The 7083-nt window shown below is 66.5% G+C and carries 7 protein-coding genes; all 7 read right to left on the minus strand.

All coding sequences use genetic code 11. The annotated features are described in order from the left end of the window. Nucleotides 1–164: 164 nt before the first annotated feature. Nucleotides 165–1202 carry a lysylphosphatidylglycerol synthase transmembrane domain-containing protein gene (locus tag ACESMD_RS07405; protein WP_372611793.1) on the minus strand — a complete coding sequence of 346 codons (1038 nt, stop codon included), beginning with the start codon at nt 1200–1202 and terminating at the stop codon, nt 165–167. Beyond that, complete coding sequence (locus tag ACESMD_RS07410) at nt 1199–1729, minus strand: gamma-glutamylcyclotransferase family protein (protein WP_372611795.1); 531 nt, start codon at nt 1727–1729, stop codon at nt 1199–1201. The genes ACESMD_RS07405 and ACESMD_RS07410 overlap by 4 nt, the downstream gene beginning before the upstream one ends. Next, a complete protein-coding gene (locus ACESMD_RS07415) occupies nt 1726–2220 on the minus strand; it encodes a MerR family transcriptional regulator (protein ID WP_372611797.1) in 495 nt (164 codons plus the stop codon). The genes ACESMD_RS07410 and ACESMD_RS07415 overlap by 4 nt, the downstream gene beginning before the upstream one ends. 123 nt (nt 2221–2343) lie before the next feature. After that, the gene (locus ACESMD_RS07420) at nt 2344–3321 is read right to left on the minus strand and encodes an NHL repeat-containing protein (protein WP_372611799.1); all 978 of its coding nucleotides are present in this window, start codon (nt 3319–3321) and stop codon (nt 2344–2346) included. A gap of 9 nt (nt 3322–3330) precedes the next feature. After that, a complete protein-coding gene (locus ACESMD_RS07425) occupies nt 3331–4254 on the minus strand; it encodes a transporter (RefSeq protein ID WP_372611801.1) in 924 nt (307 codons plus the stop codon). 13 nt (nt 4255–4267) lie between these two features. Continuing rightward, nucleotides 4268–4591 (minus strand): heavy-metal-associated domain-containing protein, encoded by a 324-nt coding sequence (locus tag ACESMD_RS07430; RefSeq protein ID WP_372611803.1) that lies wholly within the window; start codon nt 4589–4591, stop codon nt 4268–4270. A gap of 68 nt (nt 4592–4659) precedes the next feature. Then, on the minus strand, nt 4660–7083 hold a 2424-nt coding region (locus tag ACESMD_RS07435; protein WP_372611805.1), incomplete at its 5' end, for a heavy metal translocating P-type ATPase.

The following is a 7083-nucleotide window of genomic DNA, read 5'->3' on the forward strand; positions in this document are numbered from 1 at the left end:
AGCCATAGCGGGCGATGGCAGCCGCCGCGCCGACCGCCAGCGTGCTGCCGGTCAATCCATGCACCAGGGCCGCCACGATCGTGCCGGTATCGACGCTGGCCGCACCGCCCTGGAAGAAGATGCCGGCGATGGTGATGCGTCGGAACCGTCGCCTCGCTGTCGCCTCAGCACGCATCGTGCTCCTCCACCGCGCGCAGCTCCCTGAGACTGACGCCACGCCGCCAGAGGGCCGGTCCGCCGGTGACGGTCACCGTCAGCAGGTTCGCGAATTGCACGATCAGCACCATGGCGAGCGCCCGCTCCTGGCTCACGCCGAGCAGCTCGAGGGCGAACACGGCGCCGACCGTGAAGCCCGCCGTGAGGCGCGCGAAATGCGTGATGATGGATAAGAAACCGAAGAAGACCAGCAGGAACAGGTACTCGACCGGCGCCAGCAGCACACCGAGCGCCAGCCCGGCCCACAGGAAGTGGGTGGCGGCGATCAGCTTGATGAGCACGCTGGCCGACAGGATCCCCGCCCGTCGCCAGGGTTCCCTCGGCCATACGATGCCCTCGGCGAAGGAGTGGATCAATCGGCGTGCGGGGTCGACGAGTCGAGGCGGCAGGCGCCTGACGCAGCGCCCCAGCCAGCCGGTGTCGTGCGTCGCCTGCAACCGGTACCCTGCCAAGGCGAGCAGCAGCACGATGAAGAGCAGCAAGCTGCCTCCGGCGCCCCAGCTCAGCCCGGCACGAATGGCCCCGCTGGGGTCGGGGATCACGAACAGCAGCAAGACGATGGGCACGAAAGCGGTGAAGACGATGCCGTCGATGACGCGATCGATGGCCACGGTCGCCAACACCGCGCTGGTCGCCAGGCCTTGGGAGCGGGCCACCAGCCAGGAGCGCACGATAGGGCTCGCGCCAACCGGAATGACCAGGTTGGCGAAATAGCCCCCCATGATGGCGCCGAACAGGCGAAGGACCCCGATGGTGCGGAGAGGGGATAGCAGCTGACGCCACTTCCACGCCCGGAGCAGTTGCTCCGCGGCGATCGCCACCGGCACCAGCAGGACAAAGCCGGGACTAGCCTCGGCCAGCACCGCCAGGAAGCGCTGATAGTCGATGCGGCCGAACACCCAGAATAGCGCCGTGATGCCGATCACGCCGCCGATCCAGGGCCACCAGCGTCGCCAGCGCCGCTTCGTTAGTGCCGTGTCGGTCACTCTCGGGCCTCCACCTGATCAAGAAAGGCGACGTAGTCGGCGGGCAAGCCACGCTGACGCGCCGCCTCGCGGAGCAGGTCGAGATACGGCCGGCTGGGCCGACCCGCGGGGGCGGCATCCGCCACCTGGTAGGTCACCGCGGCCACGCGGTGACCCTCGCTATCCTCGACCTCGGTCCAGACATAGGCGTATTGCTGGCCTTCGCTGTTGTCGAGGCGAGCGAATTTGTGCAGTGGCAGCAGGTACAGCACCCCGTGGACGCTCTCGCCGGGGGCCTTAACGATGTTGGCCGGTGCCGAGGTGCCGGGATACCGGCCACCAGTGCGGCTGAAGACCAGGCGGTAACCGTCGAGGCGAGCGACACGCGCCTCCTGCCAGGTCATGTGCCGGCGCCGGCGAAAGAGTCGCTCGTTCATGTTCGAGCCGTAGGCGAAGTACCAGACCGGACCCTGCAGCGACACCGGCGGTTGGCGCCCGCGGCGAAGCCGAATCAGCGTGCGTGCGAGCGACCAGAGCAAGCGTTTCACGATGCCGCCCCTTCACCGCCCCGCCTTTCCTGGCAGCCTGCGCAGGTGCAGCCGTGAGTCGGCGCGGGAATGGCCAGGCAGCCGCAGTGTTTCCAGCCATCGTCCGTGGCGCCGCTCGAGGGCTCGGACGACAGGAGCTGCCGGATCGTTGTTTGCAGGCCGAGCAAGTGCTGGATACGCTCCTCGATGGTCGCGAGATGTCGCTCGAGGGTCTGGCGATACTCGGGCTGTCTTCCCGGGCAGCCATGTTCGGCCAGCTCCAGCAGGTCGCGAATCGCATCCAGGCTCAGTCCGAGCAGGCGCGCATGGCGAATGAAGCGCAGGCGACCGACATCGGCCTCGGCATACACGCGATCCCCCCCGGTGCGGGCAATCGCATTGCTGCGGCGGGCCTTGGGAATCAGTGCCACCTTTTCATAGTAACGGATGGTCTTGGTGGAAAGCCCCGAGGCGGCGGCTGCTTCCCCAATCGACAGCGTCTCACTCGGCATAGGCTCGTCTCCTTCCCGTCAAGGTTGGCACGCTACCACTTCCAGTTACAGGAAGTTCAAGTGTCAGCCTGGTGAAATGCGCGCTCGCACGGACGACGGCAACATCGTGACCTATCGGGCCCACTACTCGGGGATCGGACGCCATTGCTCGATGCGGTTGTTCTGAAAATCGGCGACGAACACACTCCCATCCGGCGCCACGTCCACGGCGATAGGGTGGTTGAACTGCCCAGGCCCGTCACCGGTTTCCCCGAAGACGCTGAGGAAGTCGCCATCCGCCGAGAACACCTGGATTCGATCGTTGTAGAAGTCGGCCACGAACACCTTCCCCGCCGGCCCCAGCGCGATGCCGGTGACGGTGGAAAACCAGCCGCGGAAGGGTCCATGGATATTCATGGCGAAGGGGCCGCCCCACTTGAGCAGAAACTCACCACTGGCGTCGAAAACCTGCACCCGGTCCGCATAGCCGTCCGCGACGTAGAGGGTGCCGTCCGCGGCGAGCGCCGTATCGGTCGGATAGGTGAATTCCTCCGCCCAGATGCCAGCCTCCGCGGTGGAGCCCCACTGGCGAACGAAGGTGCCGTCTGCATTCAGCTGCTGGATCCGGTGATTGTAGAAATCGGCGACGAAGAGATCACCGTTCTCTGCTACGGCAACACCCCCGGGCGCATTGAACTGGCCTGGCCCCTCACCGGGCCGACCGAGGGTGCGCCTCGGCTCGCCGTCCAGTCCGAACACCTGGATACGATCGTTCATGTACTCGGGCACGTAGAGCTCACCGTTTCGAATCGTCAGGTTCATCGGCCGGCCGAGTTGGCCGAGCGCCTCACCGGTGGCGCCGAACTCACGCCGGAACCGGCCCTCATGATCGAAGACCTGGATGCGCCCGTTGCGCGAATCGGCGACGAACACCTCATCCATGGTCACCGCGATACCGGTAGGGTCATGAAACTCCCCCGGAGCGTTCCCCGCTTTGCCCCAGGCCGTCACGAACTCGAAGCCACGGCTGGTCGTACCGGTCGTACATCCCGTCACGGCGATAAGCAGGAGGAGTGTACCCAGGGCTGCCGCGCTGGCCCCGGCGAATTGCTTGGCTTTCATAATGCTCCCTCAGAAGTTGACGCGAAAACCGGCGCGGACGATGACATCGTCCTCCAGCGCCGTGCCATTCAGATCCTGCACAACAGGCAGTTGGACGATGCCCTCCACGACCCAACGACGGGTTACATACTGCAATCCCGGGGACAGGAATAGCTGGGTGCCGCCCGAGTTTGCGTCCCCCTTGCCATCGAATTCGTTGTTGTCCCGGTGGATCAGGTTCGACTCGAGCACTCCATAGAGAAAGCCGGGCACGCCGCCGCCCAGTTGCCGTGGCCAGAGGCGGTACTGAACGGCGCCATCGAGTCGCGTGACGTCGCCGAACGCGAAGCCGTTGGCCTCGGTGTTGGCCTGGTAGGCGAGCTGGGCGTCGAGCTCGTAGTCGAGGGTCTGATAGGTCAGCACCAGGCCGCCGAACGGATCCCAGGAGCCGGAGCCGGACTGCAGCGGTGGCGGTAGCCGGCCGAAGCGGTCTGCCGCATGGTCGTCGCCGGTCGGGGTCTCGACACCGAAGAAGGGGGCGATCCGAAAAGTTCGCCCCGGGGCGTCATCGTGAAACAGGGTATAGCGGGCGAACAGCCGCGCATCGCCGATCCCGTGGCTGCCCCGCTCGAGGCGTTGTCCACCCGGACCGTCGAGCGTGAGCTCCTTGTCGAGATAGGGCAGGGCCCCGAAGAGCGTCAGGTCACTGGTGACTCCGTAGCCGAGCACCGAGATGGCACCGCTGACACTCAGGTCCCGATCGGCGGGGCTCGGGTCGTCACTGGCCCCGCGATAGAGGAACTGCTCCCGGAACACGAAGTTGCCTTCCGCCACCGGCAAGGCGGTGTTGAACGTCTGGGCCCCCGCCTGCACCATGCCGGGCGCCAACGCGCCTGACATCACCATGGCACGGAGCCAGAAGGGAAAAGGGCCGTCGTGTGAATGACTGATCATGAGATTCCCCTTGTTATGGTGCGCCGGCGCCGGCCGGCGAGCCGATTTCCTCGAAGTCTCTCAGCGTGAAACCGGCCTGGTCGACCGCTTGTGACGCTCGCGACTCCTCGAGCACCTGCCCGTCTTCCATGGTGACGATCACCGCACCCGACTTGATGTCGGTTTCAATCGTCGCCACGCCCTCGATCCGGTTGAGCTGCTTCTCGATGCCATAGGCGCAGAAGGGGCAGGCGAGCCCGTTGACCTCCAGCCGGTAGCTGGGGCCGGCGGCGATGGCGGCGGTCGAGAGGACAGCGACGACCAGTGCTAAGACTATTGCGTGAATCCTGAATGTCATGACGGCATACCTTCGTGGATTGATGGGTTTTCCTATCCAGCCCGATTCTGGTGCTTCGGCTGATGGATCTAACGGTCATCCGAGCGCACGCTGGCCACGGCATCGAAGAACAGCGACGGCCGCTGCCACAGCGAGTTGACGAAGATGGCGGTCACGCTGGCGGCCATGGCCACCATCGCCCACACCGGATAGATCAGGCCGGTGGTTGCCAGTGGGATACCGATGCCGTTGAACAGGAAGGCCAGCGAGACGTTCTGCAGCATCTTGCGATAGCCCCAGCGGCTGATCTCCCAGGCGGTCACCACGCTGCTCAACCGGGCGTTGAGGATGATGATGTCGGCGGCGTCGATGGCGATATCGGTGCCGCTGCCCATGGCGATGCCCACATCGGCCTGCATCAGGGCGGGGGCGTCGTTGATACCGTCGCCCACCATGGCGATGCAGGCGTTCTGCTGCATCGTTCGCAACAGGTCGGCCTTCTGCTCCGGCAGCACCCCGGCGTGCACCTCCTCGATGCCGGCTTGCCGCGCGATGTGCCGGGCGGTGCGTTCGTTGTCGCCGGTCACCAGGGCCGTCTCGATGCCCAACGCTGCGAGCCGTCGCACTGTCTCCGCGGCGTCGGTGCGCAACGCATCCCCCAGGGCGATGGCGCCGAGCAGCCGCTCGCCGCGGGCGGCGACGATGACCGTCTGGCCTTGTGCTTCTGCGCCTTGGATGTCCTCGGCGAGCGAGGTCAGATCGATACCGTTTTCCGACAGAAAGGCCGGGCTACCCACCCACACCCCCTGGCCGGCGATGGACGCCGTGACCCCGCGCCCGGACTCGGCCCGGAAGTCGCCGACATCGGGGATGTCGAGGCCCCGCGCCAGGGCGGCTTCGACCACGGCCCGCCCCAGCGGGTGCTCCGAGGCCGACTCCACGGCAGCCGACAACGACAGCAGCGTGCCTTCATCGCCATCGATGCCGATCATCACTTCCCGCACCGCGGGGCGCCCCTCGGTGAGGGTGCCGGTCTTGTCGAAGACGACCCGAGTGATCCGCCGCAAGGCCTGGAAGGATTCGCCGGTACGCATCAAGACGCCCTGATCGGCGGCCTCGCCGGCGCTGCGCACGATGGACAGCGGTGCGGAGATGCCCACCGCACAGGGATAACCCATGACCAGCACGGTGAGGGCGGCGAACACGGCCCGCTCGAGATCGACCGTGGCGCCCCACAGCGGCGGCGCACTCATCCAGAAGGCGAACGCCAGTGCCGAGACGATGAGCACCGTGGGTGTATAGACCCGTAGCACTCGATCCACCAGGTGCAGCAGGCCGGGCTTGAGCGCTCGGGCATCCTCCAGGCTGCGCACCACCTGCTGCAGGAAGCTGGACTCACCGGTGGCTGTGACCCGCACGACCAGGGTGCCGGCGCCATTGATGGCGCCGCCGACCACCGTATCCCCCACCGCCTTCTCCACCGGCAGCGGCTCGCCGGTGACCAGGGACTGATCCACGGCCGAGCCGCCGCCGATGACCTCGCCATCCACCGGAATCCGCTCGCCGGGACGGATGCGAACCCTCATCCCTTCCTCGACCTCTGCCATCGGGATGTCATGTTCGCCCTGGTCGGTGATCACCCGTGCCGTCTCCGGCTGCAGGTCCAACAACCGGCGCACCGACTGCGAGCTACGGGTCTTGACGATCAGCGAGAGCCATTCGGAGAACAGGTGATAGGTCAGCACCATGACCGTGACGGCGAAGAAGGCGGCGGTGGGATAGCCCTCGAGACGCATCAGCGAACCGATGCCGCCGCCGATCAGCCCCGCGAAGGCGCCGATCTCGACCAGCACATGCTGGTTAAGGATGCCCCGACGCAGGGACTGCCATGCCATGCCGAGCATTTGCCGGGCGATGCCAAACACCGTCGCGAGGGCGAGAATGGCCACCAATAACGCCTCAAAGCCTGCGAGGACGCCTCCGGCCCGCAGGGCGAAGAGACTGGCGCCGCCCGCCGCCAACAGGGCGCTGCCACCCAAGGCGGCAGCGCTACCCTGGCCACGCAGCACCGCGTAGCCGAAGGCCACCAGGCTCACGTAGACCAGCATCGACAGCCCCAGGGTCCAGGGCGAACTCGTATCCACGATCAGTCCCACCGCCGCCAGGCTGGCGGCCAGGGCCACCAGGAAGCGGTTGCGCTCTCGCGCCAGTTCACGCTCCTGGCGCTCGTAGGGCTCCACCTTGCGCGGGTCGCTGAGGGTATAGCCGATGTCCTGCAGGGTACCCATCAGTGTCTCGGCACTGGTCTCGCGGGCGTCAAACTCCACCAGCGCCTGCTCGTGGGTGAGGCTGACCGCCACTCGGCTTACGCCCACCTTCTGGCCCAGCGCCCGCTCGATGGTGCCGGTGCACAGTGAACAGTGCAGCCCACCGATGTGAGCCCGCGCCCGGCGGATATCCGGTTCTTCCGTCGGCTCCTCGCTCCAGGGCTGGAAAGCGTCGCTTGTGGCTGC

This window comes from Halomonas sp., from assembly GCF_041689495.1.
GTDB lineage: Bacteria > Pseudomonadota > Gammaproteobacteria > Pseudomonadales > Halomonadaceae > Halomonas.

Excerpts from the sequence above, each read along its gene's own strand:
- ACESMD_RS07415 (WP_372611797.1), bottom strand. The coding sequence starts at position 2,220 with ATGCCGAGTGAGACGCTGTCGATTGGGGAAGCAGCCGCCGCCTCGGGG.
- ACESMD_RS07420 (WP_372611799.1), bottom strand. The coding sequence starts at position 3,321 with ATGAAAGCCAAGCAATTCGCCGGGGCCAGCGCGGCAGCCCTGGGTACA.
- ACESMD_RS07425 (WP_372611801.1), bottom strand. The coding sequence starts at position 4,254 with ATGATCAGTCATTCACACGACGGCCCTTTTCCCTTCTGGCTCCGTGCC.
- ACESMD_RS07430 (WP_372611803.1), bottom strand. The coding sequence starts at position 4,591 with ATGACATTCAGGATTCACGCAATAGTCTTAGCACTGGTCGTCGCTGTC.